Below are 26,212 nucleotides of genomic sequence, written 5' to 3' on the forward strand. Positions count from 1 at the left end.
AACGACTCCAGGACAAGAAGGTTAACGATCGTTGACGAACGGAGCCGGCCCATGGGTCAGGAGCACGCTGTGAAGTTCCCGCAGGAGGTACTCGACGAGTACACGGCCATGGGCATCGACCTGCCCGCGCTGTTCTCCGCGGGCGCCCTCGGCGAACGGATGGAGATCCGCGTCCTGGAGGCCTCCGCCGAGCGCGTCGTGGCCACCATGCCGGTCAAGGGCAACACCCAGCCCTACGGACTCCTGCACGGCGGCGCCTCCGCCGTCCTGGCCGAGACCCTCGGCTCCGTCGGCGCGATGATGCACGGCGGAATCACCAAGATCGCCGTCGGCGTGGACCTGAACTGCACCCACCACCGGGGCGCCCGCTCCGGCACGGTCACCGGCGTCGCCACCCCCGTGCACCGCGGCCGCTCCACCGCCACGTACGAGATCGTGATCAGCGACGAGGAGGACCGCCGGGTCTGCACCGCCCGCCTGACCTGCCTGCTGCGCGACGTCGCCCCGGCCGCAGAGGCCCCCGCCGGGGCCTGACCCCGCAGGCCGAGCGCCCTCGGACGGGCCCGGATCCCGCCGCCCACGGCGGCGGATCCGGGCCCGCGCCCGTTCCCGGACCGGACCGTACGCGGCACCCGCCCGGAATCCGCCAGTCCGCGCACTTCCCTGCGCGAGCGGTTGTGTCACCGATGGTGACCGCCTACCTTCCCCTCATGGGGACCCCGCCGCGCATGGCCAGGTACGCCGCCGCCCACACCCTCCTCGCGGCGCTCGCCCTGACCGGATGCTCAGCCTCCGCGCCACCCACCGCGGCGGACTCCGGCAGCCCTTCCGCCAGCGCCTCCTCGCCCGCGCAGATCTGCACGAGCCTCGTCTCCTACTGGGCGAAGGAGACCCTCCTGGGCACCACATGGTCGGGCCTCGACTGGGAGCAGAAGGGCCTGTCCAACGAGCAGTACAAGATCCACGAGGACGCCGTCGCCGCGGGACGCGCCGAGGAGCGAACTGGCGGGCGGGACAAGGCACTTGAGCTGATCGACCGGTTCGTCGCCCGACGCTGCGCCGAGCAGAACGGCGCGACCTGGAGCTCGGAGAACTGGCGGCCCCCGACGTGACCCGGGTCACCGGATTCCCGCGCGCACTGTCCGTCTTCCGGGCAGGTGCACCCGTACGGCCGAACCGCAGGTCGGAGGCCTGTGGGCCATCCGGGCAAGATCCACCAGATGGCCGCACACCCCCCACGTTCGTCACTCTGCGTAGTGCACATGACGTACGGAATCCGCCTTTTCCCTGGAGAATGGCCACCCGGAGGATTCTTTCGGACACGCGCTGCCACATTCGGCTCAATTTGATCTAAGACAGGTGCATGGAGGCCTCAAGCGCCTTAGGGGAACAGGTATTTCTCACGATGCGGACAATCTTGACCGTCGCTAAAAGCCCGATCTGTCCGTACTCACAGCACGCATTCTTGGCCTTGGCATAACAAGAGCGTCACATCCTCCGATCCCTGCTCCCCGTGTTCGCCACCTCGGGCCTAGAGTCACGGCCAGTCACCGCGCCGCAGAGCGCGAATGCCGTGGACCTCCCAGTGCGGCCCGGCGACCTCACGGCACCTCGACAGAGGGGGCCGCGCCAGGGAAAGGAAGAATCGTGCGACACCGTTCTTTGCTCGTCCTCACCACCGTGATCACCACGGGAGCACTGACCCTCACCGCTTGCGGCTCGCGCGACGGAGAATCCAAGGACAACGGCGGCGGCAAGAAGACCGTCGTCGTCATCGGCGTGGACGCCCCGCTCACCGGTTCCCTCTCCGCGCTCGGCCAGGGCATCAAGAACTCCGTCGACCTCGCGGCCAAGACGGCCAACAAGAACAACGAGGTCCCGGGCATCGAGTTCAAGGTCGAGGCACTCGACGACCAGGCGGTCCCCGCCTCCGGTCAGGCCAACGCCACCAAGCTCGTCGGCAACAAGGACGTCCTCGGCGTCGTCGGCCCGCTGAACTCCGGCGTCGCCCAGCAGATGCAGGGCGTCTTCGCCTCCGCCAAGCTGGCCCAGGTCTCGCCCGCCAACACCAACCCCGCCCTCAGCCAGGGCGACAACTGGGGCAAGGGCGAGTTCAAGCGCCCCTTCGACACCTACTTCCGCACCGCCGCCACCGACGTGGTCCAGGGCAAGTTCGCCGCCCAGTACCTCTTCAAGGACGCCGGCAAGAAGAAGGTCTTCATCGTCGACGACAAGCAGACCTACGGCGCCGGCCTCGCCGCGATCTTCGCCGACGAGTTCAAGAAGCTCGGCGGCGAGGTCGCCGGCACCGACCACGTCACCGTGAAGGAGACCGACTTCTCCTCCACCGCCGACAAGGTCAAGTCCTCCGGCGCCGACTCCGTCTACTTCGGCGGCCAGTACCCCGAGGGCGGCCTGCTCGCCGACCAGATCAAGAAGACCGGCGCCAACGTCCCCCTCATGGGCGGCGACGGCATCCAGGACCCCGCCTTCATCAGCGCCTCCGGTGAGGCCAACGAGGGCGACCTCGCCACCTCCATCGGCTACCCGGTCGAGAAGCTCCCCACCGCCAAGACGTTCATCGAGGACTACAAGGCCGGCGGCTACAAGGACCCCTACGCCGCCTACGGTGGCTACTCCTACGACGCCGGCTGGGCCATCGTCCAGGCCGTCAAGGCCGTCGCCGCCGCCAACGACGGCAAGCTCCCCACCGACGCCCGCGCCAAGGTCGTCGAGGCTCTCGGCAAGGTCTCCTTCGAAGGCGTGACCGGCAAGGTCGCCTTCGACCAGTACGGCGACACCACCAACAAGCAGCTCACGGTCTACAAGGTCGAGGGCGGCAAGTGGGTCGACGTCAAGAGCGACACCTTCAACCAGTAAGCCCGTAACACCCAGCAACACCCGTAACACCTGAACCACGCCGCGCGAGGGCGCAAACAGCGCCCTCGCGCGGAGTCTTATCCGACACGCTCATCGGAGGCCCTGCGGTGCACGAACTGCCGCAACAGCTGGCCAACGGCCTGGCCCTCGGTGCTCTCTATGGCCTCATCGCCATCGGGTACACCATGGTCTACGGCATCGTCCAGCTCATCAACTTCGCCCACGGCGAGATCTTCATGATCGGCGGCTTCGGCGCGCTCACCGCCTACACCGCCCTCCCGACCGGCACCTCCCTGCTGATCGCGATCCCCATCATGATCATCGGAGGCGCACTCGCCTCCGTCGCCGTAGCCACCGCAGCCGAACGCTTCGCCTACCGCCCACTGCGCAGCGCCCCAAGGCTCGCCCCCCTCATCACCGCAATCGGCCTCTCGATCGCGCTCCAGCAGCTCGTCTGGCAGTTCTACCCGGACGCCAAGAAGGCCGTCAGCTTCCCTGAATTCAAGGGCGCCGCCTTCAAGATCACCGACAGCCTCGCGATCCAGCGCGCCGACGCCTTCGTCCTCATCCTCGCCCCCCTGTGCATGCTCGCCCTCGGCGTCTTCGTCTCCAAGAGCCGCAGCGGCCGCGCCATGCAGGCCACCGCACAGGACCCCGACACCGCGAAGCTGATGGGCATCAACACCGACCGCATCATCGTCATGGCCTTCGCCATCGGTGCCGCGTTCGCAGCCGTCGCAGCCGTCGCCTACGGCGTCGACAAGGGCCAGATCAACTTCGAGATGGGCTTCATCCTCGGCCTCAAGGCCTTCACCGCAGCCGTCCTCGGCGGCATCGGCAACATCTACGGAGCCATGGTCGGCGGCGTCGTCCTCGGACTCGCCGAAGCACTCTCGATCGCCTACATCGAAGAGATCCCCGGCATGCAGCAGCTCGGCGGTGGAGCCTGGTCCAACGTCTGGGCGTTCGTACTCCTCATCGTCGTCCTCCTCGTGCGGCCACAAGGCCTGCTCGGTGAGCGCGTCGCGGATCGGGCGTGAGAACCATGAACAACAACACCACCCCGCAGACCGACACCGCGAAGCAGGGCCCCGCGCCCACCACGCTCCTCTACACGGTCATCGGCGGCAGCCTGCTGACCATCATCAGCACGTTCCTCGCGTGGACCTGGACCGCGGAATACCCCGGCGACCTGACCTACTACGGCAGCCCGGCCCCCATCCAGCTCCTCAGCCTCATCGCCGCCCTCCTCACCACCGCCTTCGCGCTCTCCGCACTCGGCCTCAAGGGCTTCCGCTGGCTCACCCCCACCGGCGCCCGCAAGCCCCTGTGGATCCTCGCGCTCGGCACCCTCGCCGGCACCTGGTACACCGTCATCTCCATCACCTGGGTCCTCGGCGGCGTCATCAACCTGGAACCCGGCGCCTACGTAGCCCTCATCGGCTCGGTCATCCCCGTCCTCGCCGCGCACAAGCTGCCCGACGACACCCACAAGGCAGCCCCCGCAAAGAAGCTGCCCTCCTGGGCCGAGATCCTCATCATCACCGGCGTCTTCGCCCTCGGCCTCTACGTCGTCACCTTCGGCATCGACACCGATGACAAGGAACCGCAGCTCTTCGTCACCTACCTGCTGATCATCGGCTTCGCGGCCTTCGCCCTGCTCAAGTCCGGCCTCCTGGACCGATTCAGCACCATCACCGCGAACAACCGCCAGGTCACCCTCATCGGGACCGCGGCCGCCGCGATCGCCTTCCCCTTCATCCAGCAGAGCGGCGACACCTACACGCTCATCGCGGTCAACATCCTGATCTTCGCGACCGTCGCCCTCGGCCTCAACGTCGTCGTCGGCCTCGCCGGCCTCCTCGACCTCGGCTACGTCGCCTTCCTCGGCGTCGGCGCCTACACGGCCGCCCTGGTCTCCGGAAGCACCGCCTCCGCCTTCGACATCCGCCTCCCCTTCTGGGCAGCGATGATCGTCGGCGCCCTCGCCTCGCTCATCTTCGGCGTGGTCATCGGCGCACCCACCCTGCGCCTGCGCGGCGACTACCTCGCCATCGTCACCCTCGGCTTCGGAGAAATCTTCCGCATCGCCATGGGCAACCTCGACGGCACCTCCGGCCCCGACATCACCAACGGCCCCAACGGCATCCCCAACATCCCCCACCTCGAAATCTTCGGGTGGAACTTCGGGGAATCCCACGACGTCCTCGGCATCACCCTCGGCGCCTACGCCAACTACTACTTCCTGATGCTGCTCGTCATGGCCCTGGTCGTCCTGGTCTTCGCCCGCGCCGGCAACAGCCGCATCGGCCGCGCCTGGGTCGCCATCCGCGAAGACGAGACCGCCGCCGAAGCCATGGGCATCAACGGCTTCAAGGTCAAGCTCATCGCCTTCGCCCTCGGCGCCACCCTCGCCGGCCTCGCCGGCACCGTCCAAGCACACGTCAACACCACGGTCGTCCCCGAGAACTACGTCTTCGCCGGACCCGTCCCGCCGAACTCCGCGTTCCTCCTCGCCGCCGTCATCCTCGGCGGCATGGGCACCATCCGCGGCCCCATCCTCGGCGCCGCACTCCTCTTCCTGATCCCGGCGAAGCTGGCCTTCCTCCAGGACTACCAGCTCCTCGCCTTCGGCATCGCCCTCATCCTGCTCATGCGCTTCCGCCCCGAAGGCCTCATCGCCAACAAGCGCGCGCAGCTCGAGTACCACGACGAAACCGCTGACCAGGCCCCCACGGACCTGGCCACCGCCAAGGCGGGGGCGTAACCACCATGACGACCACAGACACCACCACCACGACCACCGTCCTCGAAGCCAGCGGCGTCACCATGCGCTTCGGCGGCCTCACCGCCGTCAAGGGCGTCGACCTCAAGGTCAACGCCGGCGAAATCGTCGGCCTCATCGGCCCCAACGGCGCCGGCAAGACCACCTTCTTCAACTGCCTCACCGGGCTGTACGTCCCCACCGAGGGCACCGTCAGCTACAAGGGCACCGTCCTGCCGCCCACACCCCACAAGGTCACCGCAGCAGGCGTCGCCCGCACCTTCCAGAACATCCGGCTCTTCCACAACATGACCGTGCTGGAAAACGTCCTCGTCGGACGCCACACCCGCACCAAGGAAGGCCTCTGGTCCGCACTCCTGCGCGGCCCCGGCTTCAAAAAGGCCGAAGCCGCCAGCGAAGCCCGAGCCATGGAACTCCTCGAGTTCATCGGCCTCCAGCACAAGGCCGGCCACCTCGCGAAGAACCTCCCCTACGGCGAACAGCGCAAGCTCGAAATCGCCCGCGCCCTCGCCAGCGACCCCGGCCTCATCCTCCTGGACGAGCCCACCGCCGGCATGAACCCGCAGGAAACCCGCGCCGCCGAAGAACTCATCTTCGCCATCCGCGACATGGGCATCGCCGTCCTCGTCATCGAGCACGACATGCGCTTCATCTTCAACCTCTGCGACCGCGTCGCCTGCCTCGTCCAGGGCGAAAAGCTCGTCGAAGGCACCGCAGCGGAAGTCCAAGGCGACGAACGCGTCATCGCCGCCTACCTCGGCACCCCCTTCGAAGGCGCACCCGGCGAAGAAGAAGTCGCCGAAGTCGAAGCCGCCGAAGCCCACGCGGACGCGGACAGCACCACCAGCACCACCAGCACGGAAGGAGAGGCCAAGTGACCGCGCTCCTCAAGGTCGAAGACCTCAAAGTCGCCTACGGCAAGATCGAAGCCGTCAAGGGAATCTCCTTCGAAGTCAACGAAGGCGAAATCGTCTGCCTCGTCGGCACCAACGGCGCCGGCAAGACGACCACCCTGCGCACCCTCTCCGGGCTCCTCAAGCCCAAGGGCGGCAACATCACCTTCGACGGCCAGCCACTGGCCAACGTCCCCGCCCACAAAATCGTCGCCATGAAGCTGGCCCACTCCCCCGAGGGACGCCACATCTTCCCCCGGCTGACGATCGCCGAAAACCTCCAGCTCGGCGCGTTCCTGCGCACCGACAAGGAAGGCATCGAGAAGGACATCCAGCGCGCCTACGACCTCTTCCCCATCCTGGGCGAACGTCGCAAGCAGGCCGCCGGCACCCTCTCGGGCGGCGAACAGCAGATGCTCGCCATGGGCCGCGCACTCATGTGCCAGCCCAAGCTGCTCATGCTGGACGAGCCCTCCATGGGCCTCTCCCCGCTCATGATGCAGAAGATCATGTCCACGATCGCCGAGCTCAAGTCCACGGGCATGACCATCCTGCTCGTCGAGCAGAACGCCCAGGCCGCGCTCTCGCTGGCCGACCAGGCGCACGTCATGGAAATCGGCAAGATCGTGCTCTCCGGCACCGGCCAGGACCTCCTCCACAACGAGGACGTCCGCAAGGCCTACCTCGGCGAGGACTGACCTTCCCGGTACGCGTGAGGCCCGCCTCCCCTCGGGGGGAGGCGGGCCTCACGCATGCACGCAGTCCCGTACGGGGACCTACTTCTCGGAGTCCTTCTTCTTCGCCTCGGCGTCCTCGATGACCACCTCGGCGACCTGCTGCATGGACATCCGACGGTCCATCGACGACTTCTGGATCCACCGGAACGCGGCCGGCTCCGAGAGCCCGTACTGGGTCTGCAGGATGCTCTTCGCCCGGTCCACCAGCTTGCGGGTCTCCAGCCGCTGCGAAAGGTCCGCGACCTCCAGCTCCAGCGCGCGCAGCTCCGCGAAGCGGGAGACCGCCATCTCGATGGCCGGCACCACGTCGCTCTTGCTGAACGGCTTCACCAGGTACGCCATGGCCCCGGCGTCCCGAGCCCGCTCGACGAGGTCGCGCTGCGAGAACGCGGTGAGCATGAGCACGGGGGCGATGGACTCCTCCGCGATCTTCTCGGCCGCGGAGATCCCGTCCAGCACGGGCATCTTCACATCGAGGATGACCAGGTCCGGACGGTGCTCGCGCGCGAGCTCGACGGCCGTCTGCCCGTCCCCGGCCTCGCCGACGACGGCGTAGCCCTCCTCTTCGAGCATCTCTTTCAGGTCCAGGCGGATGAGCGCCTCGTCCTCGGCGATGACGACGCGGGTCGTCAGCGGCGGAACGTGCGACTGGTCGGCGTCGGGCGTGGGCGTCGACTCGTGCTCGGCGGTCACGGGGGCTCCTCTTTGCGGGGCGCTGCTGCTTGGATGAGCCTACCTAGCAGCGCCGCCGCATGGTCACCCGGTACACTCCGACGTGCAACCCTGCCGGGTTGGTGGAATGGCATACACGGATGTCTCAAACACATCTGCCCGTGAGGGCTTGCGGGTTCGAGTCCCGCACCCGGCACAGCGTTCGAAAAGCGGACGTTCACCTTCGCGTGAATGTCCGCTTTTTGCTACACAAAGCGAGGCATCGTCACAGACAGTGGCGTCATGGAGTTCCACAGCCTCGAAACACGACAGGCGGCCCTCTCCCTACTGCGCGGCGGCACACGGAACGCGGAGGTCGCTCGGCGCCTGAAGGTGCCGCTGGGCACAGTCGGCTACTGGAAGCACATGGACAGAGCAAAGCGCGGCGAATGTCCCGGAGCCCATAATCCGGACTGCCCGCGATGTGACGGCAGTGCTCTGGACACCGAGGCGTACGCATATCTGTTCGGGCTCTATCTGGGCGACGGCCACATAAGTCACTACTCGGCTCACCGTGTCCCCAATCTCATGATCACCTGCGATGACAACTGGCCTGGCCTGATGGATTCCGCCGAACGGGCGATGGGCCGAGTTTTCCCGCTCAACCGGGTGTGCCGGGTCCGCAAAGTGGGCTGCCACAACGTCAAGGTCTACTCGAAGCATCTTGAGTGCCTGTTTCCGCAGCACGGGTCGGGCAGGAAACACGAGCGGCCCATCGTCCTCGAAGGCTGGCAGCAGGAGATCGTCGACGCGCACCCCTGGGACTTCGTCCGGGGGCTGATCCACTCCGACGGATGCCGGATCACCAACTGGACCACTCGGATGGTCGGCGGCGAGCGCAAGCGGTACGAGTACCCGCGGTACTTCTTCACCAACAAGTCAGACGACATCCGCAGGCTCTGCACGGACACGCTCACCGCCGTCGGCGTCCAGTGGACCATCACGGCTCGCGGCCACGACCCGTACAACGTGTCCATCGCGCGCAAGGAGTCCGTCGCGCTGATGGACGCCCACATCGGGCCCAAGCACTAGGCGTGCCTAAGCTGCCACCGTGAACGACAGCACTCATGACATACGGATCAGGCCGGGCGGCCCGGCCGACGCGGCGGCCATTCTGGGCATGCTCGATGCCGCGGTGGCCTGGATGAACGAGCGCGGCAACACCGAGCAGTGGGGCACGACGCCGTACTCGGAGCGGCCTGGCGGGCCGGCGCGGGTCGAGCGGTACACGACCGAGAACGCCCCCTACATCGCGGAGTTGGACGGGACGCCCGTCGGGGCTTTGGTGCTGGATTCCGGGCCCAGCCCGCAGATGCCGATCGCGTCGGCCGGGGAACCCGAGCGGTACGTCCGGCTGCTGGTGTCCGACCGGCGGTACGCGGGTCTGGGCATCGGGGCGGCGCTGCTGGCCCATGCTGCCGAGGAGGCCCGGCGGGCCGGCGTGGGGCTGCTGCGGGTGGACTGCTGGGCGGGTGGCGGGGGCGCTCTGGTCGCGTTCTACGAGCGCAACGGATTCACCCGGGCCGAGCGTTTTCTGTCCGAGGCCTGGCCGGGGCAGGTGCTGGCCCGGCGGGTCGGTTAGGGGAGGTCGCCGGAGCCGCCGAGGTTGGCGACGAGGCGGCGCAGGACGTCGATCGTGGCCGCGTAGGCCGTGTCGTCGATGCCCTGCCGCATGCGGGTGTGGACCACCGCGTTGCGGGTGTGGGCTCGCTGGCGGCCCGCTTCGCCGGCTTCGGTGAGGGTGAGGCGGTCGTCGGTCTCTGTGATCCAGCTGCGGGCTGCCAGGTCGGCGTAGAGGGCTTCGAAGTCGGTGTTCTGGTCGTCGTAGGGGGCGAGCTTCGCGGTGAGGGCGGCGCGGGTCCATGTCCCCGGGGCTGCGGCCACGTGGTTGAGGGTCCACCAGTGGGGCTGGGTGAGTTTTCCTCGGCGAGGGCGGTGCGGAGGCCGCCTATGACGAGGTTGGCGGCTTCGCGGGTCCAGTAGCCGATGGGCTGGGCGGCGAGCTGTTCCTGGGGGTATTCCTTGATCGTCATGTGGCGACCGTATGACCTGGAGTTAGGTTGAGGTCAAGGTCAGACGAATGAGGGGATTGTGTGATGAGTGAGAAGGCCCGGAAGTTGTTCGACGCGCTGGATCTGAACCATGACGGGGAGCTGACCCGTGTGGAGGTGATTTCGGCGCTGCGGTCGAAGGGGCCGACGTTGGCTGCGCGTGGGGATCTGCCGTTTTGGGCTGTGGGGGACGCGGATGCTTCGTCGGCGTTGTTCGATGCGGCTGATGCGAATGGGGATGCCGTGTTGAGCTTTGAGGAGTTCGAGGCCGTGGTCGACCGCCGGTTCGGCTGGTAGTCCGTCGGTGTGGGTGACCGCGTCGGGCGGGGCTGCCCGACGCGGTGCGTCGTGTGCGGGGCGGGCGGTCAGCGGACGGCGTCGCCGATGTGGTGGATGCGGACGAGGTTGGTGGATCCGCTGACGCCGGGGGGTGAGCCGGCGGTGATGACGACGATGTCGCCGGGTACGCAGCGGCCGATGCGCAGGAGTTCTTCTTCGACTTGGGCGACCATGGCGTCGGTGGAGTCGACGTGGGGGCCGAGGAAGGTTTCGACGCCCCAGGTGAGGTTGAGCTGGGAGCGGGTGGCGGGGTCGGGGGTGAAGGCGAGGAGGGGGATGGGTGAGCGGTAGCGGGAGAGCCGGCGGACGGTGTCTCCGCTCTGGGTGAAGGCGACGAGGAATTTGGCGTCGAGGAAGTCGCCCATTTCGGCGGCTGCGCGGGCGACGGCTCCGCCTTGGGTGCGGGGTTTGTTGCGGTCGGTGAGGGGTGGCAGGCCCTTGGCGAGGATGTCTTCTTCGGCGGCTTCGACGATGCGGGACATGGTGCGGACGGTTTCGACGGGGTATTTGCCGACGCTGGTTTCGCCGGAGAGCATGACGGCGTCGGTGCCGTCGATGACGGCGTTGGCGACGTCGGAGGCTTCGGCGCGGGTGGGCCGGGAGTTTTCGATCATCGAGTCGAGCATTTGGGTGGCGACGATGACGGGTTTGGCGTTGCGCTTGGCGAGTTTGACGGCTCGCTTCTGGACGATCGGGACTTGTTCCAGGGGCATTTCGACGCCGAGGTCGCCGCGGGCGACCATGATGCCGTCGAAGGCGGCGACGATGTCGTCGATGTTGTCGACGGCTTGGGGTTTCTCGATCTTGGCGATGACGGGGAGGCGTCGGTCTTCTTCGTCCATGATGCGGTGGACGTCTTCGATGTCGCGGCCGCTGCGGACGAAGGAGAGGGCGATGATGTCGGCGCCGATGCGCAGGGCCCAGCGGAGGTCTTCGATGTCCTTTTCGGAGAGGGCGGGGACGGAGACGGCTACGCCGGGGAGGTTGAGGCCTTTGTGGTCGGAGACCATGCCGCCTTCGACGACGCGGGTGTGGACGCGGGGGCCGTCGACTGCGGTGACTTCGAGGGTGACGCGGCCGTCGTCGACGAGGATGCGTTCGCCGGTGGTGACGTCTGTGGCGAGTCCTTTGTAGGTGGTGCCGCAGGTGTGGCGGTCGCCTTGGTGGTCTTCGACGGTGATGGTGAAGTCGTCGCCGCGTTCAAGGAGTACGGGTCCTTCGTGGAAGCGGCCGAGGCGGATCTTCGGGCCTTGAAGGTCGGCGAGGATGCCGACGCTGCGGCCGGTCTCGTCGGAGGCCTTGCGTACGCGCTGGTAGCGCTCCTCGTGTTCGGCGTAGGTGCCGTGGCTGAGGTTGAAGCGGGCGATGTCCATTCCCGCTTCGACCAGGGCTTTGATCTGGTCGTATGAGTCGGTTGCGGGGCCCAGGGTACATACGATTTTCGCTCGGCGCATGAGGCGAGCGTATTCCCCTACTTAGGAGTAGGTAATCGCTTCCGGGTGTCCACTCAACAACCTTTGAGCAAAAGGTTGTTGACAACTGTTGAATGTGCATGGGGGTGCTCCGATGAGCACCCCCGGGGCACTGTTCTCGTGGGTTTTTCAGAGCTGGGGCGGGGTCATGGTGAAGCGGGCGTTCACCTGGGCGTAGACGGTCTGGCGCTGGGGTTCGAGGTCGAGCGGCGGGGGGCCGGCGTCCTCGGCGGCTCCGCTGAAGGCCATGGTGCGCATTCCGGCGCCGGGTGCGGCGGGGAAGGGGGTGGCGTTCTCTGCGCCGAGGTCGGCGAGTTCGACGAGGGCGGCGAGGCGGGCGCCGAGTGCTTCGGCGTATTCGCGGGCGCGCTGGACGGCTTCGAGTACGGCTTGGCGGCGGGCCTGGCCGTGGGCGGGTGAGGTGGGGCGCAGGGCCCACCAGGGGCCGTCGACCTGGGTGAGTTCGAGGTCGGCGAGGCGGGTGGTGAGTTCGCCGAGGGTGGTGAAGTCGCTGAGTTCGGCGGTGATGTGGACGCGGCCGTGGTAGGCGCGGATGCGTTCGGCGCGGCCGTGGCGGGTGAGTTCGGGGGTGATGGAGAAGGCGCCGGTTTCGAGTTTTTCGACGGGGTCGCCGTAGCTCTTGATGAGGTCGAGGACGGCGTTGTTGCGTCGGGTGAGGTCTTCGAGTGCGGTGCGCCGGTCGGTGCCGCGGGCGCTGACGGTGATGCCGATGCGGGCGATTTCGGGGTCGACTTCGATGCGGGCTTCGCCGCGGACTGCGACGCGGGGTACTTCGGGGGTTCCGTAGGGCTGGTGCGATGCGTCCTGGGTCATGGCTTCACTGTCGCACTGTCGCCCGTACGGGGGTGGTCATCGGATCGAAACCTGGTCGGGGTGTTGCCTCTTGTTACCCGTGGGTCAGAATCTACGCGCGTTGTCTGTACTTCTGCATACGCGCCTCACAAGGGGAGATGGCATGGCATTCGACCGTAGGACGTTCCTGGGGACCACGGCTGCGACTGGTGCGGCTGTGGCGTTGGCGGGGGCCACGAGCACCCCGGCTGCGGCCCAGCAGGCCGCGAAGGGGCCGGGGCCGCGGACGTACTCGTTCACGGTGATGGGCACGACCGACTTGCACGGGAACGTCTTCAACTGGGACTACTTCACGGACAAGGAGTTCGACGACAAGGCGCACAACGACGTCGGTCTGGCGAAGATCTCCACTCTGGTGGAGCAGGTGCGGGCGGAGAAGGGGCGTTGCAACACGCTGCTGATCGATGCCGGTGACACCATTCAGGGCACGCAGTTGTCGTACTACTACGCGAAGGTGGATCCGATCACCGCGCGGCGGGGTCCGGTGCACCCGATGGCGCAGGCGATGAACGCGATCGGGTATGACGCGGCGGCGCTGGGGAACCACGAGTTCAATTACGGCATTCCGGTGCTGCGGAAGTTCGAGGAGCAGTGCGACTTCCCGTTGCTGGGGGCGAACGCGCTGGATGCGAAGACGTTGCGGCCGGCGTTCGCGCCGTACAGCATGCACCGGCTGAGGACTCCGCACGGGCGTGATGTGAAGGTGGCGGTGCTGGGGCTGACGAACCCGGGGATCGCGCTGTGGGACAAGGCGAACGTGCAGGGGAAGATGACGTTCCCGGGTCTGGAGGAGCAGGCGGCGAAGTACGTGCCGAAGCTGCGGTCGATGGGCGCGGATGTGGTGATCGTGTCGGCGCATTCGGGTTCGAGCGGGACGTCCTCGTACGGGGATCAGTTGCCGTACATCGAGAATGCGGCGGCTCTGGTGGCGGAGCAGGTGCCGGGGATCGACGCGATCCTGGTGGGGCACGCGCACACGGAGATTGCCGAGTACCGGGTGAAGAACAAGGCGACGGGCAAGGACGTCGTGTTGTCGGAGCCGCTCAAGTGGGGTCAGCGGCTGACGCTGTTCGACTTCGAGCTGACGTGGGCCAAGGGCCGTTGGTCGGTGGCGAAGGTCGCGGCGAAGGTGCTGAACTCGAACACGGTGGCGGAGGACCCGAAGGTCGTCGGGCTGCTGGAGGAGGAGCACCGCAAGGTCGTGGCGTACGTCAATCAGGTGATCGGTACGTCGACGCAGGCGATGTCCTCGGCCGAGGGTCCGGTCAAGGACGTGGCGATCATCGATCTGATCAACCATGTGCAGGCGGAGACGGTGAAGGCCGCGCTGGCGGGTACGGAGTGGGCGGCGCTGCCGGTGCTGTCGCAGGCGTCGTGTTTCTCGCGGACGGCGGCGATTCCGGCGGGGCAGGTGACGATCAGGGATGCGGCGGGGCTGTACCCGTTCGAGAACACGATGGAGGCGCGGCTGCTGACGGGTGCGCAGCTGAAGGATTATCTGGAGTATTCGGCGCGGTACTTCGTGCGGACGGCGCCGGGTGAGGTGGTGGATCCGGCGAAGCTGACGAACGCCGAGGGCGTCCCGGACTACAACTACGACGCGGTGTACGGGTTGGCGTACGACATCGACATCGCGCAGCCGGTGGGTTCGCGGATCACGGGGTTGTCGTTCCGGGGGGAGCCGGTGGATCCGGCGGGGCAGTTCGTGCTGGCGGTGAACAACTACCGGGCCTCGGGCGGCGGGAACTTCCCGCACGTGCCGCAGGCCAAGCAGCTGTGGGCGAACTCGGACGAGATCCGGAACACGATCATCCAGTGGGTGAAGGCGAAGGGGACGGTGGACCCGGCGCAGTTCGCGTCCGTGGACTGGCGGCTGACCCGGGCCTCGATACCGGTCTTCTAGCAGCGCTAGGGGTGTTCGACCAGCGGGAGCAGTTCGCCTGCGGGTTGGGGGCGGGTGTGCTCCCGCTGGTCGAGGCCGAAGGTGGTGAAGGCGGTGCGTGCGGGCTGGGGGTAGGGGTCCTTGCCCGTGAGGGTGTTCAGGATGGCGGCGCTGCGCCAGGCGGCGAGGCCGAGGTCGGGGGCTCCGACGCCGTGGGTGTGGCGTTCGCCGTTCTGGACGAAGATGCTGCCGGTGACGGTGGGGTCGAGGATCATCCGGTGGCGGTCGTCGATGCGGGGGCGGCCGGAGGAGTCCTTGCGCAGGTAGGGGTCGAGGCCTGCGAGGAGGCGGCCGAGGGGGCGTTCCTGGTAGCCGGTGGCGAGGACGACGGCGTCGGTGGTGAGGCGGGAGCGGGTGCCTTGTTCGACGTGTTCGAGGTGGAGTTCGACCTTGGTGGTGGCGACGCGGCCGGCGGTACGGACGCTGACTCCGGGGGTGAGGACGGCGTCGGGCCAGCCGCCGTGGAGGGTGCGGCGGTAGAGCTCCTCGTGGATGGCGGCGATGGTGTCGGCGTCGATGCCCTTGTGGAGTTGCCATTGGGCGGGGACGAGTCGGTCGCGTACGGGTTCGGGGAGGGAGTGGAAGTAGCGGGTGTAGTCGGGGGTGAAGTGTTCGAGGCCGAGCTTGGAGTACTCCATGGGGGCGAAGGAGGGGGTCCGGGCGAGCCAGGTGAGGCGTTCGCGGCCGGCGGGGCGGGCGCGGAGCAGGTCGAGGAAGACTTCCGCTCCGGACTGGCCTGATCCGATGACGGTGACGTGTTCGGCGCCGAGGATGCGCGGGCGGTTGTCGAGGTAGTCGGCGGAGTGGATGACGGGGACGGTGGGGGCTTCGGCGAGGGGGCGCAGGGGTGCGGGGATGTAGGGGGCGGTGCCGATGCCGAGGGCGAGGTGGCGGGTGTAGGTGCGGCCGAGGGCTTCGGCTTCGCCGGCGGAGTCGAGTTGGGTGAAGTCGACTTCGAAGAGGTCGCGTTCGGGGTTCCAGCGGACGGCGTCGACTTGGTGGCCGAAGTGGAGTCCGGGGACGCGGCCGGCGACCCAGCGGCAGTAGGCGTCGTATTCGGCGCGGTGGATGTGGAACTGCTCGGCGAAGTAGAAGGGGAAGAGCCGTTCCTTGTGCTTGAGGTAGCTGAGGAAGCTCCAGGGGCTGGCCGGGTCGGCGAGGGTGACCAGGTCGGCGAGGAAGGGGACTTGGAGGGTGGCTCCGTCGATGAGGAGTCCGGGGTGCCAGCGGAAGTCGCGGCGCTGGTCGTAGAAGGCGGTGGCGAGTTCCCCTGCTCCTTGTTGCGGCAGGCCGTGGGCAAGGGCCGCGAGGGACAGGTTGAAGGGGCCGATGCCGATTCCGACGAGGTCGTGGGGGGCGTCGAGCTGGGCGGTCATCGCTGGGTGCTGCCTTCCAGGAGGGCGATCAGGGTGTCCAGGTCCCCCGCCGTGGTGTGCGGGTTGAGCAGAGTGGCTTTGAACCACAGGCGGCCGTCGGCGTGGGTGCGGCCGAGGACGGCGCGGCCTTCGTGCAGGAGGGTGCGGCGCAGGGTGGCGAGCGCGTCGTCGTCGGCGTGGGTGGGCCGGAAGAGGACGGTGCTGATGGTGGGCGCCGCGTGGAGTTCGAAGCCGGGGTGGGCGTCGAGGAGCCGGGCGAGGTGCTGTGCGAGGTGGCAGGTGTGGTCGATGAGGTGAATGAGGCCGTCGCGGCCCAGTGAGCGCAGGGTTGCGGCGATCTTGAGGACGTCGGGGCGGCGGGTGGTGCGCAGGGAGCGGCCGAGGAGGTCGGGCAGGCCGGCTTCGGTGTCGTCGGTGGCGTTGAGGTAGCCGGCCTGGTGGGCGAGGGGGGCGAGCAGGGCGGTGTCGGGGACGGCGAGGAGTCCTGCGGCGACGGGCTGCCAGCCGAGTTTGTGCAGGTCGATGGTGATCGAGTGGGCGCGGCCGAGTCCGGCGAGTTTGTCGCGGTGGCGGGGGCTGAGGGCGAGGAGGCCGCCGTACGCGGCGTCGATGTGGAGGTCGGCGCCGTAGCGGTCGCAGAGGTCGGCGATGCGGTGGAGGGGGTCGATCAGTCCGGCGTCGGTGGTGCCGGCGGTGGCGGTGACGAGGGTGGGGCCGGGGGCGGCCGCGAGCGCTTCGGCGAGGCGGGCGGGGTCGAGGGTGCCGGCGGGGGTGGGGACGGCGACGGCGGGGGGCAGGCCGAGGAGCCAGGCGGCGCGGGGGACGGAGTGGTGGGCGTTGGCTCCGTGCAGGACGGTGAGCGCTGGTCCGTGGCGTTCGCGGGCGAGGAGGAGCGCGAGTTGGTTGGCTTCGGTGCCGCCGGTGGTGACGAGGGCGTCGGCGTGGGGGGTGGCGTAGAACTCGGCGGCGAGGGCGCGGGTGAGGAGGGCTTCGACGGCGGAGGCGGCGGGGGCCTGGTCCCAGGAGTCGAGGGAGGGGTTGAGGGCGCTGGCGGCGAGGTCGGCGGCGGCCGCGACGGCGAGCGGCGGGCAGTGCAGGTGGGCCGCGCACAGGGGGTCGGCGGGGTCCGCGGCGCCGGCGGCGAGGGTGTGCACGAGGGTCCGCAGCGCTTCGTGGTCGCCGGTTCCGTGTGCGGGCAGTACGTCGCCCAGTGCGGCGCGGACGCGGGCGGCGACGGCGTCGGGGCCGCCGGCCGGCAGTGGCCCGCCGCGTTCCCGGGCTCCGGTGTGCAGGGCTTCGAGGACGGTGTCGAGGAGGGGCCGCAGGGCGGCCGGCCCGTCTGGGCCCCCGGCGAGGGGTGGGGTGCCTGTGCCGTTGCCTTTGCCTGTGCCGTTGCCATTGCCGGGCGGCGCGGTCATCGGGGTCCTCCGGGGCTGGGAGGGGTGCGGGGCGGGGCACCCTGCCAGTACAACGATCCGACCCGAATGGGGTAACCGCCGGGGTTTGTCCGGGGTTTACCGGTGCGGGTGCCCTGCGGGGGCCCGGCGGGGGTGGAGCCCGGCGGGGCCGGGCGGGGCCCGCCGCCCCGCCGGGCTCTGCCCGGACCCGCGCCTCGATCGCCCGGGGCTCAGAGATCCGGGGCTCCGCCCCGAACCCCGCTCCTCAAACGCCGGAGGGGCTGAGAGGGCCGGCGGGGCCGGGGGTGGTCAGGACTCGGAGGGCGCGGGCCAGGTCGTCGAGTTGGTCGACGAGCTTGCGGCGCAGGAGCGGGAGGATGTCCGGGTCGGCGAGGCAGGCGTGGCCGGCCTGGAGGTTGGTCTCGTCGACGGCGTAGGCGGGGAAGGCCCACTTGCCGGCCGCCTCCCCGATGGCGGGGCCCCGGCGGGCGCCGAGGGCGACGGCCTCCGGGTAGTAGCGGGGCACGTAATCCCGTACGAGGTCGGCCTGTTCGGGCTGCCAGAAGCCCTGCGCGGTGGCGCTGAAGAGGTAGTTGGACAGGGTGTCGTCGTGGAAGAGCCGGTCCCAGGCCGCGGCCTTGGCCTCGATGGTGGGGAGTGCGGCGCGGCAGCGGGCCGCGCCTTCCTCGCCGGTGGCGCTGGGGTCGGCGGCCAGCGCGGCGGCGATCTCGCCCTCCCCGACGGCGCCGAGGACGGCCAGGCGGGCGAGGATGCGCCAGCGCAGCTCGGGGTCGATCCCGGGTCCGCCGGGGACGGTGTCGTCGGCGAGCCAGGAGGCGATGGTGTCGGGCTGGGTGGCGCTGTCGATGAGGGCGCGTACGGCGGTCAGCCGCCGGCCGGGCTCGGAGCCGTCCTCGGTCTGGCGGAGCAGGTCGTGGGCGATGGTGGTGAGGGTGGTGAGCGCCGCGGTCCGCTCCTCGGGGGCGAGGTAGCGTACGGCGATGTGGTGCCGGGCGAAGGCGAGGACGCCCTGGACGATGGCCAGGTCGTGTTCCTCGGGCAGGTGTGCGGCGGCGGTCAGCAGGTACTCCTGCGGGGCGAGTTCGCCGTCGCGGACCATGTCGCGCAGGGAGTTCCAGACGACGGCGCGAGTGAGGGCGTCGGGGATGCCGGAGAGGCCGTGCAGGACCGTTTCGACGGAGGCCTGGTCGAGCCGGACCTTGGCGTAGGTGAGGTCTCCGTCGTTGAGGAGGAGCAGGGCTGGGCGTGCGCCGCTCACCGAGATGATCTCGTCGGAGGGGATGTCGAGGTCGAGGTGTTCGCGCGGTTCCAGGGTGCCGCCGCCGGCGGGGTCGCGGTCGTAGACGCCGACGGTGATGTGGTGCGGGCGGCTGCCGTGGCGGTCGACGGTGAGGGTCCAGCCGGCGGCGCCCTCCTCGACCCGCGGGGTGAGGGTGTCGATGCCGGTGGTGCGCAGCCAGCTGTCGGCCCAGGCGCGGACGTCGCGTTCGGTGTGGGCGGCGAGGGATTCGACGAAGTCGGCGAGGGAGGCGTTGGCGAACTTGTGGCGGGCGAAGTGGGTGTTGATGCCGGCCAGGAAGTCCTTCTCGCCGAGCCAGGCGACGAGCTGGCGCAGGGCGGAGGCACCCTTGGCGTAGGAGATGCCGTCGAAGTTGAGGAGGGCGGAGGCGGTGTCGGGGACGTCTTGGGGGGCGGGGGCGACGGGGTGGGTGGAGGGGCGCTGGTCGGCGTCGTAGCCCCAGGGCTTGCGGGTGACGCCGAAGTCGGTCCAGGTGTCGGTGAAGCGGGTGGCTTCGGTGAGGGTCTGGTAGCCCATGTATTCGGCGAAGGATTCGTTGAGCCAGATGTCGTCGAACCAGGCGAGGGTGACGAGGTCGCCGAACCACATGTGGGCCATCTCGTGGGCGATGACCATGGCGCGTGACTGGCGTTCGGTGTCGGTGACGGCGGAGCGGAAGATGAACTCGTCGCGGAAGGTGACGAGGCCGGGGTTCTCCATGGCGCCGGCGTTGAACTCGGGTACGAAGGCCTGGTCGTAGGAGTCGAAGGGGTAGGGCTCGGTGAACTTCTCCTGGTAGCGGTCGAAGCAGTCCCTGGTGACGGAGAGGATTTCCTCGGCGTCGGCGTCCATGTGGGGTGCGAGGGACTGGCGGCAGTGGATGCCGAAGGGCAGTCCGGCGTGTTCGATGCGCACGCTGTGCCAGGGGCCCGCGGCGACGGCGGCGAGGTAGGTGGAGATGACGGGGGTGGGGGCGGACTGCCAGATGCCGGCGCCGTCGCCGTCGCGGTCGCCGGTGCGGGTGGTGATGCCGTTGGCGAGGACGGTCCAGTGGTCGGGGGCGGTGACGGTGAACTCGAAGACGGCCTTGAGGTCGGGCTGGTCGAAGGCCGGGAAGACCCGCTGGACATCGTCCAGGAACAGCTGGCTGTAGACGTACGTGTGCCCGTCCGCGGGGTCGGTGAAGCGGTGCAGGCCCTCGCCGGTGCGGGAGTACCGCATGCGGGTGTCGAGGCGCAGTTCGTGGGGGCCTTGGGTGAGGCCGGTGAGCGGGAGACGGTTGTCGTCGAGGGCCGCCGGGTCGAGGGGGTTGCCGTCGAGGGTGGCGGAGCGCAGCTGGTCCGGCTTCAGCTCTACGAAGGTGTCTCCGGCGGTGCGGGCGGTGAACCGGATGACGGTGGTGGAGTCGAAGGTGTCTTCCCCGCCGGTGAGGTCGAGGGTGACGGCGTAGTGGTGGACGTCGAGGAGCCGGGCTCGGAGCTGCGCTTCGGTGCGCGTCAGTGCGGACATGGGGCCCATGCTGCCCCAGTGGGCGGCCGGACCCGGTGCTCTTATTCCTCGCCGGCGGCGATCGTCTCGTGGTGGCGGATGACCTCGGCGATGATGAAGTTGAGGAGCTTCTCGGCGAAGGCCGGGTCGAGTTTGGCGTTTTCGGCGAGCTGGCGCAGCCGGGCGATCTGGCTGGCCTCGCGGCTGGGGTCCGCGGGGGGCAGCTGGTGGCGGGCCTTGAGGTGGCCGACCTGCTGGGTGCACTTGAAGCGTTCGGCGAGCATGTGGACCACGGCCGCGTCGATGTTGTCGATGCTGTCGCGCAGGCGGGCGAGTTCGGCGGCGACGCTCGCGTCGATGCCGGTTGCGTCCTTGCGCTCGCCGTCACCGTTGCCGTTGTTGATGTTGCTGATGCTCATGGTCCCGAGAATACGTGGCGGCGGCGGGTGCGTCCTCGGGCAGTCGGCCAGTGAGACGGGGACCCCCCTACGAGCGCTCCAGCGGGGGCGCGGTGGCTCGGCGGCTGCGCCGGGGCCTCCCGGGGCTCCGCCCCGGACCCCGCGCCTCGAACGCCGGCGGGGCTGGAATGTGCGCGGACCGCTTCAACCGGCGCGGCCGGGCTTGCGTCCTTCAGGAGGAAGCCGGGCGCTGCGCCGTGGAGTGCCGCGTGGACGTACTCGCCCGGACACCCCCTAGGCCGGAGGTGGTGACGATGACCACTCGCCCGCTGCCGTCGCCGGCCGCTTCCCGTGGGACCGGTGCCCGCGTGCGCCCGCAACCGCAACCGCAACCGCAACCGCAGCTTTGCTGCCTTTCGGCAGAGCTTGCGTACATTTGGGGTATGGCGCCTCGCCCTTCCGGCCGGTTCGCGCCCGGCCGGAAGGGCGAGCGTGGGCTACATTCCGGCCGCTGCGCTCTTGATCGCGGCGGCGAAGGTGGAGACCTCGGTGTAGACGCCCGGGTAGTCGGGGCGGGCGCAGCCTTCGCCCCAGCTGACTATGCCGACCTGGATCCAGGCGCCGGCGTTGTCGCGGCGGAACATCGGGCCGCCGGAGTCGCCCTGGCAGGTGTCGACGCCGCCCTCGTCGAAGCCGGCGCAGATCTCCTCGGCCGGGACGAGGGAGCTGCCGTACGAGGCCTGGCAGCTGGCGTCGGAGACGAAGGGGACGGTGGCCTTGCGCAGGTAGCGCTGCTGGCTGCCGCCCTCGCGGGTGGCGCCCCAGCCGGCGACGGTGAAGGTGCCGTTGTCGTAGGCCTTGGTCTCGGCGATCTTGAGGGTGGGCAGGTTGATGGGCTGGGCGAGCTTGATCAGGGCCCAGTCCTTGCCCGTGCCGTTGTAGCCGGGGGCCTGGAGGACCTTGGTGGACTTGACCTTGATGGCGCTGGAGCTGTTGAGGTCGACGACTCCGGCGGTGGCGGTGATGGAGGTGTTGTTGCCGGAGCCGCTGACGCAGTGGGCGGCGGTGAGGACGATCTGCTGGGTGTAGAGGGCGCCTCCGCAGCCCATGGAGAGGCGCACCATGAAGGGGAACTCGCCTTGGGCGGCGCGGGTGCCGCCGACGACGGGGGCGGTGCCGGCGGTGGCGCTGCCGGGCTGGAGGCTGACGGCTGCGAGGGCGACCGCGCCGACGGCGAGAGTGCGCTTCAAGAATCGCGTGAAGGTACTCACAGTCAACACACTGCCTTTCGTGGGGGGTTGGGCCGTGCGTGTCATCGGGTGAATGACACGTCCATGACACAGCAGCCGTATGGCGGGCATCAAGAACGCACTTTCGGCCAACTCGTGTTCGACACGACAGGGTTTGCGGCGAGGGGGATCCGATGACGGAGAACGGCGGGCCGGGCGGCCCGATCGAGCACGGATTTCCACATCTGACGACGGTGCGGAGCTCGATCACCGCGCTCTTCCGGCGGCTGTCGGCCGACGGGATCCGCGCCTACGGCGCGAGCTTCTCCCCCGCCGACGCGGCCTTCGACGCCGCCGACGACCTGCACCTGGGGGCGCAGCGGGTGGCCTCCGCGATGGTGCATGCGCTCCGGCTGCCCGACGCGCGCATGGTGGTCGCCTTCCGGCCGATGGAGCAGGCGGCCACCGTGGAACTGGCCGCGGGCCCCGAGTACTTCATCGAGGTCAACGACCGCTTCCGCACCCACCGCCGCGACCTGGCGGCGGCCCTGTCCCACGAGATCACCCACGTGCTGCTGCACCGGCTGGAGCTGGGCTTCCCCGACACCGCGCGCAACGAGATCCTCACCGACACCGCCGCCGCGTACCTCGGGGTGGGCTGGCTGCTCCTCGACGCCTACCGCGAGGACGCGCTCACCCACCAGAAGTTCGGCTACCTCACCCCGGAGGAGTTCGGCTACGTCCTCGCCAAGCGCGCCGCACTGCTCGGCGAGGACCCCTCCACCTGGTTCACCAGCCCGCAGGCCTACGAGGCCTACGTGCGCGGGCGCGCGCTGGCCGAGCGGGACCTGCGCCGGCCCCCGCTCTCCGCGGCGGGCCGGGTGGCCCGGCTCCGCTACGCCAAGGACCGGCGCGCCGGCGCCACTTCGCCGCAGGGGCCGGCGCAGGCGCGGCCGCGGGGGGCGGCGTACCGCTTCGACCGCGACGGGAGCGGGCTGCGCGTGAGCTTTCCGTGCCCGGTGTGCGAGCAGCGGCTGCGGGTGCCGGTGCGCGGGCGGCTCCGGGCGCGGTGCGGGCTGTGCCGGACCGTGCTCGATTGCGACACATAAGCCCCCATCCCAAGATCATTCACCGCCCGGCCATGAAAGATTTCCTACCGGTCGGTAGACATGCGTCGGGATCTCGCCAACTCTGGTCACGCACATGCCAATTCGTGACCGAGGAGCGCCCCCCATGCGCAGCACCCGCCGCACCCGTATGACCCGTACCGCCGCCGCAGGCGTGGCCGCAGCGGCCGCCGTCCTGACGCTGGTTCCGGCCACCGCCGCGCAGGCGGCCCCCGCCACCGCGTCGGCATCCGTGTCCGCGACCGCGTCCGCGCCCGGCGGCAACGCCGCGATTCTCGGCATCGACTACGCCACCTGGCAGCGGGACGTCGCCGCCGTCATCGACGCCGCCCGCCCCGCCATCGAGCAGCGCATCGCCGCCTCGCCCGCCGGCGAGAAGCCCGCGATCGTCCTCGACATCGACAACACCTCGCTGGAGACGGACTTCCACTGGTTCTGGACGTTCCCGACCCCCGCGATCTCCAAGGTGCGCGAGCTGACCCGGTACGCGAACGAGCGCGGGGTCGCCATCTTCTTCGTCACCGCCCGCCCCGGGATCATCCACTCCCTCACCGAGCGCAACCTCAAGGCCGTCGGCTACCCGGTCTCGGGCCTCTACGTCCGTGACCTGCCCGACCTGTTCGACGAGGTCAGCGCCTACAAGACGGGCAAGCGCGCGGAGATCGAGGCGCGCGGCTACACGATCATCGCCAACATCGGCAACAGCCCGACCGACCTCGTCGGCGGTCACGCCGAGCGCACGGTCAAGCTGCCGGACTACGACGGCAAGCTGTCCTGACCCGACGGACAACATGATGGGCCTGCTGCGGTTCAGCACGTGCATGTAGCGGGTAGTCATATCCCACCGCACCGGTGAAGACCCGGGCCCGACCCCTCGCCAGGGGGCCGGGCCCGTTTCCGTGCCCGGCCCCGGCCAGCCCCGGCCCCCGGCCCCCGGCCCCGGATCAGCGGTCGAGCGCGGTCACTGCCCGCCTTCGCTCGGCGGGGCCGCGACGTTCAGCTGCCAGGAGACGCCGAAGCGGTCGTTCACCCAGCCGAACCGGGCGCTGAATCCGTACGAGCCCAGGGGCATGAGCTCCTGCCCCTGCTCGGCGAGCGCGCCGTAGAGGCGGTCGATCTCGGCCTCGTCCTCGCACTGGACGTACAGCGACATCGCGGGCGTGAAACCGAACTCGTGCTTGGCCGGGCTGTCGATGCACATGAACCGCTGCCCCGCCAGGGAGAAGGTCGCGTGGCGCACGGTTCCCTCCTGCCCGGCGCCGGGCCCGGTCTCGTCGGGGCCGTAGCGGCTCACGGACAGGATCTCCGCGTCGTCGAACAGCGAGGTGTAGAAGAGCATCGCCTCGTCGGCTCGCCCCTCGAACATCAGGAACGTGGTGATCTTCTGCGGGGTCGGTGTGACGGCCATCGTTGGATCGTGCCCCTTCGGCTCTTGTCCCGGACCAGGAACCCTAGGCCCTGTCCGCCGAGCCGGGGCCCAGGCCCGCCGCCGGGGTCACCGCGCGCCGTACACCGGCTGCGGGACCTCGGCCGCGGCGAGCAGTTTCAGCGTGGCCTCCCCCGCCTCCGACGGAGTCCAGCGCGCTCCCCGGTCCGCCGTGGGGCCCGGCCGCCAGCCCTCCATCACCGTGATCCGGCCGCCCTCCGCCTCGAAGACCCGGCCCGTGACACCGGCCGAGGCATCGGAACCGAGCCACACCACCAGCGGGGACACGTTCTCCGGGGCCATCGCGTCGAAGTCGCCCTCCGCCGGGGCTGCCATGGTCTGCGCGAAGGTCTGCTCCGTCATCCGGGTCCGCGCCGCGGGGGCGATCGCGTTGACCTGGACCCCGTACCGGCCCATCTCCGCCGCGGCGACCAGGGTCATGCCGAGGATCCCCGCCTTGGCCGCGCTGTAGTTACCCTGCCCGACGGAGCCCAGCAGCCCGGCCCCCGAGGAGGTGTTGACCACCCGGGCCGCCGCCTGCCGGCCGGCCTTCGCCTCCGCCCGCCACCACGCGGCCGCCGACCGCAGCGGCAGGAAGTGCCCCTTCAGGTGCACCCGCACGACCGCGTCCCAGTCGTCCTCGTCCAGGTTGACCAGCATCCGGTCCCGCAGGAACCCCGCGTTGTTGACCAGGGTGTCCAGGCGGCCGAAGGTGTCGACGGCCGTCGCCACCAGGGAGGCCGCGCCCTCGGACGTCGCGATGTCCCCGCCGTGCGCCACCGCCTCCCCGCCCAGCGCGCGGATCTCGGAGACGACCGGGCTCGCCGGACCGTCCGGACCCGGCAGCCCGTCCAGCCCGACCCCCAGGTCGTTCACGACGACCTTCGCCCCCTCGGCCGCGAAGGCCAGCGCGTGGGCCCGCCCCAGCCCCCGCCCCGCACCCGTCACGATCACGACCCGGCCCTCGCACAGTCCCGCCATGTCAGCTCTCCTTGTTGACAGTTGCCGCATCCAAGAACGCCGGGCGCTCCCCGCCCCCGTGCACCAGCAGGCTCGCCCCGCTCACGTACGCCGCCCCGGCGGAGGCCAGGAACACCGCGGCCTCGCCCACGTCGGAGGGTTCCGCGAGCCGCCCCAGCGGGACGGTCGCGCCCACGGCCGCGATCCCGGCCGCGTCCCCGTAGTGCAGGTGGGCCAGCTCGGTCCGCACCATGCCCAGGACGAGGGAGTTCACCCGTACCTCGGGCGCCCATTCCACGGCCATGGACCGGGCCAGGTTCTCCAGGCCCGCCTTCGCCGCCCCGTACGCCGCCGTGCCCGGCGAGGGCCGGGTGCCGCTGACGCTGCCGATCATCACCACCGAGCCGCGGGCCTGCCGCAGCCACGGGTAAGCGGCCAGCGAGGCCGTCATCGGCGCCACCAGGTTGAGCTCGACGACCCGTGCGTGGCGCTGTGCCTCGCCCTCGCCGAGCAGCCGGTACGGGGTCCCGCCCGCGTTGTTGACCAGGCAGTCGAGCCGCCCGTACCGCTCCGCGAGCGAGCCGAAGAAGTCCTGTACGGCCGCCGGATCGCGCAGGTCGACCGCGGTGAAGGACGCCTCTCGGCCGCCCGCGGACACCGGTTCCTGCGGTGGCCGCCGGGCGCAGACGACGACTTCGGCGCCGACCGCGAGGAACGACCGGGCGATTCCGGCGCCGACGCCGCGGGTTCCCCCGGTGACGACGACGACCCTCCCGTCGAGCTCCATAGGCTGCTACCTTCCTCACCTAACAAATGTTTGGTGGAAAG

25 protein-coding genes and 1 tRNA gene are annotated in these 26,212 nt (G+C 69.6%); 14 read left to right on the plus strand and 12 right to left on the minus strand.

The features are described 5' to 3' along the window. Nucleotides 1-51: 51 nt before the first annotated feature. From ACZ45T_RS18970 to ACZ45T_RS19000, 7 genes are all read left to right on the plus strand, one after another. Nucleotides 52-534 carry a PaaI family thioesterase gene (locus ACZ45T_RS18970; protein ID WP_468442632.1) on the plus strand — a complete coding sequence of 161 codons (483 nt, stop codon included), beginning with the start codon at nucleotides 52-54 and terminating at the stop codon, nucleotides 532-534. A gap of 176 nt (nucleotides 535-710) precedes the next feature. Next, entirely contained in the window at nucleotides 711-1,112 is a 402-nt protein-coding gene (locus ACZ45T_RS18975; protein WP_468442634.1) for a hypothetical protein, read from the plus strand. A gap of 535 nt (nucleotides 1,113-1,647) precedes the next feature. Continuing rightward, nucleotides 1,648-2,880, plus strand: coding sequence for a branched-chain amino acid ABC transporter substrate-binding protein (locus ACZ45T_RS18980; RefSeq protein WP_468442636.1), 1,233 nt, complete (start codon nucleotides 1,648-1,650; stop codon nucleotides 2,878-2,880). Between the two features lie 107 nt (nucleotides 2,881-2,987). Then, nucleotides 2,988-3,920 (plus strand): branched-chain amino acid ABC transporter permease, encoded by a 933-nt coding sequence (locus ACZ45T_RS18985; RefSeq protein WP_468442638.1) that lies wholly within the window; start codon nucleotides 2,988-2,990, stop codon nucleotides 3,918-3,920. Nucleotides 3,921-3,925: 5 nt separating this feature from the next. Next, nucleotides 3,926-5,647, plus strand: coding sequence for a branched-chain amino acid ABC transporter permease (locus ACZ45T_RS18990; protein WP_468442753.1), 1,722 nt, complete (start codon nucleotides 3,926-3,928; stop codon nucleotides 5,645-5,647). Between the two features lie 5 nt (nucleotides 5,648-5,652). After that, nucleotides 5,653-6,543 carry an ABC transporter ATP-binding protein gene (locus ACZ45T_RS18995; RefSeq protein WP_468442640.1) on the plus strand — a complete coding sequence of 297 codons (891 nt, stop codon included), beginning with the start codon at nucleotides 5,653-5,655 and terminating at the stop codon, nucleotides 6,541-6,543. Further along, the gene (locus ACZ45T_RS19000) at nucleotides 6,540-7,256 is read left to right on the plus strand and encodes an ABC transporter ATP-binding protein (RefSeq protein ID WP_468442642.1); all 717 of its coding nucleotides are present in this window, start codon (nucleotides 6,540-6,542) and stop codon (nucleotides 7,254-7,256) included. The genes ACZ45T_RS18995 and ACZ45T_RS19000 overlap by 4 nt, the downstream gene beginning before the upstream one ends. 78 nt (nucleotides 7,257-7,334) lie before the next feature. On the opposite strand, the gene ACZ45T_RS19005 is transcribed toward ACZ45T_RS19000, so the two are convergent. Continuing rightward, nucleotides 7,335-7,988, minus strand: a complete 654-nt coding sequence (locus ACZ45T_RS19005) for an ANTAR domain-containing response regulator (RefSeq protein WP_468442644.1) — start codon at nucleotides 7,986-7,988, stop codon at nucleotides 7,335-7,337. Between the two features lie 92 nt (nucleotides 7,989-8,080). Here ACZ45T_RS19005 and ACZ45T_RS19010 point away from each other — a divergent pair. From ACZ45T_RS19010 to ACZ45T_RS19020, 3 genes are all read left to right on the plus strand, one after another. Next, nucleotides 8,081-8,163: transfer RNA gene (locus ACZ45T_RS19010), tRNA-Leu, on the plus strand. 86 nt (nucleotides 8,164-8,249) lie between these two features. Next, a complete protein-coding gene (locus tag ACZ45T_RS19015; RefSeq protein ID WP_468442646.1) occupies nucleotides 8,250-9,038 on the plus strand; it encodes a helix-turn-helix domain-containing protein in 789 nt (262 codons plus the stop codon). Nucleotides 9,039-9,057: 19 nt separating this feature from the next. Then, entirely contained in the window at nucleotides 9,058-9,588 is a 531-nt protein-coding gene (locus ACZ45T_RS19020; protein WP_468442648.1) for a GNAT family N-acetyltransferase, read from the plus strand. On the opposite strand, the gene ACZ45T_RS19025 is transcribed toward ACZ45T_RS19020, so the two are convergent. Then, a complete protein-coding gene (locus tag ACZ45T_RS19025) occupies nucleotides 9,585-9,890 on the minus strand; it encodes a hypothetical protein (RefSeq protein ID WP_468442650.1) in 306 nt (101 codons plus the stop codon). The genes ACZ45T_RS19020 and ACZ45T_RS19025 overlap by 4 nt on opposite strands. Nucleotides 9,891-10,102: 212 nt before the next feature. On the opposite strand from ACZ45T_RS19025, the gene ACZ45T_RS19030 reads away from it, so the two are divergent. Beyond that, nucleotides 10,103-10,354, plus strand: coding sequence for an EF-hand domain-containing protein (locus ACZ45T_RS19030; RefSeq protein ID WP_468442652.1), 252 nt, complete (start codon nucleotides 10,103-10,105; stop codon nucleotides 10,352-10,354). Nucleotides 10,355-10,422: 68 nt separating this feature from the next. Here the strand turns inward: ACZ45T_RS19030 and pyk are convergent, their stop codons facing one another. Both pyk and ACZ45T_RS19040 read right to left on the minus strand, forming a co-directional pair. Continuing rightward, nucleotides 10,423-11,850 (minus strand): pyruvate kinase, encoded by a 1,428-nt coding sequence (gene pyk, locus ACZ45T_RS19035; protein ID WP_468442654.1) that lies wholly within the window; start codon nucleotides 11,848-11,850, stop codon nucleotides 10,423-10,425. Between the two features lie 147 nt (nucleotides 11,851-11,997). After that, nucleotides 11,998-12,702, minus strand: coding sequence for an SIMPL domain-containing protein (locus ACZ45T_RS19040; RefSeq protein ID WP_468442656.1), 705 nt, complete (start codon nucleotides 12,700-12,702; stop codon nucleotides 11,998-12,000). A 142-nt stretch (nucleotides 12,703-12,844) separates the two neighbouring features. On the opposite strand from ACZ45T_RS19040, the gene ACZ45T_RS19045 reads away from it, so the two are divergent. Then, nucleotides 12,845-14,644, plus strand: coding sequence for a bifunctional metallophosphatase/5'-nucleotidase (locus ACZ45T_RS19045; protein ID WP_468442755.1), 1,800 nt, complete (start codon nucleotides 12,845-12,847; stop codon nucleotides 14,642-14,644). Between the two features lie 5 nt (nucleotides 14,645-14,649). Here ACZ45T_RS19045 and ACZ45T_RS19050 read toward each other — a convergent pair whose 3' ends face one another. From ACZ45T_RS19050 to ACZ45T_RS19070, 5 genes are all read right to left on the minus strand, one after another. Beyond that, nucleotides 14,650-16,059 (minus strand): lysine N(6)-hydroxylase/L-ornithine N(5)-oxygenase family protein, encoded by a 1,410-nt coding sequence (locus tag ACZ45T_RS19050; protein WP_468442658.1) that lies wholly within the window; start codon nucleotides 16,057-16,059, stop codon nucleotides 14,650-14,652. Next, nucleotides 16,056-17,477, minus strand: a complete 1,422-nt coding sequence (locus tag ACZ45T_RS19055) for a pyridoxal phosphate-dependent decarboxylase family protein (RefSeq protein ID WP_468442660.1) — start codon at nucleotides 17,475-17,477, stop codon at nucleotides 16,056-16,058. Before ACZ45T_RS19055 ends, ACZ45T_RS19050 begins: the two co-directional genes overlap by 4 nt. 244 nt (nucleotides 17,478-17,721) lie before the next feature. Further along, nucleotides 17,722-20,274, minus strand: a complete 2,553-nt coding sequence (gene pepN, locus ACZ45T_RS19060; protein WP_468442662.1) for an aminopeptidase N — start codon at nucleotides 20,272-20,274, stop codon at nucleotides 17,722-17,724. A 32-nt stretch (nucleotides 20,275-20,306) separates the two neighbouring features. Further along, a complete protein-coding gene (locus ACZ45T_RS19065) occupies nucleotides 20,307-20,663 on the minus strand; it encodes a chorismate mutase (protein WP_468442663.1) in 357 nt (118 codons plus the stop codon). A 476-nt stretch (nucleotides 20,664-21,139) separates the two neighbouring features. Then, complete coding sequence (locus ACZ45T_RS19070; protein WP_468442664.1) at nucleotides 21,140-21,958, minus strand: serine protease; 819 nt, start codon at nucleotides 21,956-21,958, stop codon at nucleotides 21,140-21,142. Nucleotides 21,959-22,065: 107 nt separating this feature from the next. On the opposite strand from ACZ45T_RS19070, the gene ACZ45T_RS19075 reads away from it, so the two are divergent. Both ACZ45T_RS19075 and ACZ45T_RS19080 read left to right on the plus strand, forming a co-directional pair. Then, a complete protein-coding gene (locus ACZ45T_RS19075; protein ID WP_468442665.1) occupies nucleotides 22,066-22,980 on the plus strand; it encodes a hypothetical protein in 915 nt (304 codons plus the stop codon). A 124-nt stretch (nucleotides 22,981-23,104) separates the two neighbouring features. After that, on the plus strand, nucleotides 23,105-23,776 hold the full coding sequence (locus ACZ45T_RS19080) for an HAD family acid phosphatase (protein ID WP_468442667.1): 672 nt from the start codon (nucleotides 23,105-23,107) through the stop codon (nucleotides 23,774-23,776). A gap of 183 nt (nucleotides 23,777-23,959) precedes the next feature. Here ACZ45T_RS19080 and ACZ45T_RS19085 read toward each other — a convergent pair whose 3' ends face one another. The 3 genes from ACZ45T_RS19085 to ACZ45T_RS19095 all read right to left on the minus strand — a co-directional run bounded on the left by ACZ45T_RS19085 (nucleotide 23,960) and on the right by ACZ45T_RS19095 (nucleotide 26,171). Next, entirely contained in the window at nucleotides 23,960-24,406 is a 447-nt protein-coding gene (locus ACZ45T_RS19085) for a VOC family protein (protein WP_468442669.1), read from the minus strand. 87 nt (nucleotides 24,407-24,493) lie between these two features. After that, nucleotides 24,494-25,405, minus strand: a complete 912-nt coding sequence (locus tag ACZ45T_RS19090; protein WP_468442671.1) for an SDR family oxidoreductase — start codon at nucleotides 25,403-25,405, stop codon at nucleotides 24,494-24,496. Between the two features lies 1 nt (nucleotide 25,406). Next, nucleotides 25,407-26,171, minus strand: a complete 765-nt coding sequence (locus ACZ45T_RS19095; protein WP_468442673.1) for an SDR family oxidoreductase — start codon at nucleotides 26,169-26,171, stop codon at nucleotides 25,407-25,409. Nucleotides 26,172-26,212 lie beyond the last annotated feature (41 nt).

Source organism: Streptomyces sp. NPDC030995 (genome assembly GCF_055571215.1).

Coding starts and splice junctions, on each gene's coding strand:
- pepN (WP_468442662.1), bottom strand. CDS start 20,274: ATGGGCCCCATGTCCGCACTGACGCGCACCGAAGCGCAGCTCCGAGCC.
- ACZ45T_RS18995 (WP_468442640.1), top strand. CDS start 5,653: ATGACGACCACAGACACCACCACCACGACCACCGTCCTCGAAGCCAGC.
- ACZ45T_RS19055 (WP_468442660.1), bottom strand. CDS start 17,477: ATGACCGCGCCGCCCGGCAATGGCAACGGCACAGGCAAAGGCAACGGC.
- ACZ45T_RS19085 (WP_468442669.1), bottom strand. CDS start 24,406: ATGGCCGTCACACCGACCCCGCAGAAGATCACCACGTTCCTGATGTTC.
- ACZ45T_RS19070 (WP_468442664.1), bottom strand. CDS start 21,958: ATGACACGCACGGCCCAACCCCCCACGAAAGGCAGTGTGTTGACTGTG.
- ACZ45T_RS18990 (WP_468442753.1), top strand. CDS start 3,926: ATGAACAACAACACCACCCCGCAGACCGACACCGCGAAGCAGGGCCCC.
- ACZ45T_RS19030 (WP_468442652.1), top strand. CDS start 10,103: ATGAGTGAGAAGGCCCGGAAGTTGTTCGACGCGCTGGATCTGAACCAT.
- ACZ45T_RS18975 (WP_468442634.1), top strand. CDS start 711: ATGGGGACCCCGCCGCGCATGGCCAGGTACGCCGCCGCCCACACCCTC.
- ACZ45T_RS19075 (WP_468442665.1), top strand. CDS start 22,066: ATGACGGAGAACGGCGGGCCGGGCGGCCCGATCGAGCACGGATTTCCA.
- ACZ45T_RS19015 (WP_468442646.1), top strand. CDS start 8,250: ATGGAGTTCCACAGCCTCGAAACACGACAGGCGGCCCTCTCCCTACTG.
- ACZ45T_RS19090 (WP_468442671.1), bottom strand. CDS start 25,405: ATGGCGGGACTGTGCGAGGGCCGGGTCGTGATCGTGACGGGTGCGGGG.
- ACZ45T_RS18970 (WP_468442632.1), top strand. CDS start 52: ATGGGTCAGGAGCACGCTGTGAAGTTCCCGCAGGAGGTACTCGACGAG.
- ACZ45T_RS19095 (WP_468442673.1), bottom strand. CDS start 26,171: ATGGAGCTCGACGGGAGGGTCGTCGTCGTCACCGGGGGAACCCGCGGC.
- ACZ45T_RS19040 (WP_468442656.1), bottom strand. CDS start 12,702: ATGACCCAGGACGCATCGCACCAGCCCTACGGAACCCCCGAAGTACCC.
- ACZ45T_RS19080 (WP_468442667.1), top strand. CDS start 23,105: ATGCGCAGCACCCGCCGCACCCGTATGACCCGTACCGCCGCCGCAGGC.
- ACZ45T_RS19050 (WP_468442658.1), bottom strand. CDS start 16,059: ATGACCGCCCAGCTCGACGCCCCCCACGACCTCGTCGGAATCGGCATC.
- pyk (WP_468442654.1), bottom strand. CDS start 11,850: ATGCGCCGAGCGAAAATCGTATGTACCCTGGGCCCCGCAACCGACTCA.
- ACZ45T_RS19045 (WP_468442755.1), top strand. CDS start 12,845: ATGGCATTCGACCGTAGGACGTTCCTGGGGACCACGGCTGCGACTGGT.
- ACZ45T_RS19065 (WP_468442663.1), bottom strand. CDS start 20,663: ATGAGCATCAGCAACATCAACAACGGCAACGGTGACGGCGAGCGCAAG.